The organism is Vibrio sp. 704, assembly GCF_033339295.1.
Genome location: NZ_JAWOUH010001092.1, coordinates 1 through 502, shown reverse-complemented (window position 1 = coordinate 502; position 502 = coordinate 1). Strand labels below are relative to the sequence as shown.

At 50.8% G+C, this 502-nt stretch carries 1 protein-coding gene and 1 pseudogene; both read right to left on the bottom strand.

Features of this window, described 5'->3' with window-relative positions; genetic code table 11:
* On the bottom strand, positions 1 to 259 hold a 259-nt coding region (locus tag R7R24_RS30820), incomplete at its 3' end, for a DUF3299 domain-containing protein (RefSeq protein WP_318120730.1).
* A 2-nt stretch (positions 260 to 261) separates the two neighbouring features.
* Positions 262 to 502 (bottom strand): annotated as a pseudogene (locus tag R7R24_RS30815) (FtsX-like permease family protein); the annotation flags it as partial.

The following is a 502-nucleotide window of genomic DNA, read 5'->3' as shown; positions in this document are numbered from 1 at the left end:
CATCTCCCTCAAGAGGAATCACGAAGCCAGGGATTTTGACCTGACGGCCATTGAGCTCTGGTCTGACGTTACCGATTTTTGATTGCTGCGCCGCGCCACCACTGTGATCAGATGCGGGCATCCCCACGCTGTCGAACAGCTTACGTTCCGCTTCAGGAACCAGATCGATCCAGTCGAGCGTTAATGGCTCATCACTCGCCATGACCGGCGTCGTAAATGCAATCGCGAGTAAGCAACTGGCTAAAACTTTTTTCCACATCGTTAGATCCTTATGGTCATTCCGTCACTGAGTGACTGTCTGTAGGCGCGGAATGCTGGAATAAAACCAATCACAATACCGGCGCATTGTACAAAGCTAAGCAGCATCCATTCGTACGCAGAAAGCGTGCTTAACGTGAGATTTATACCGTAGTGTTGTTGAATTAGGGGCTGAAGTAGGGCGAGTATCGCATACAGCCCCAAAACGCCGGTGACGATACCTGCTGCTGTGAGTAAACTCGCT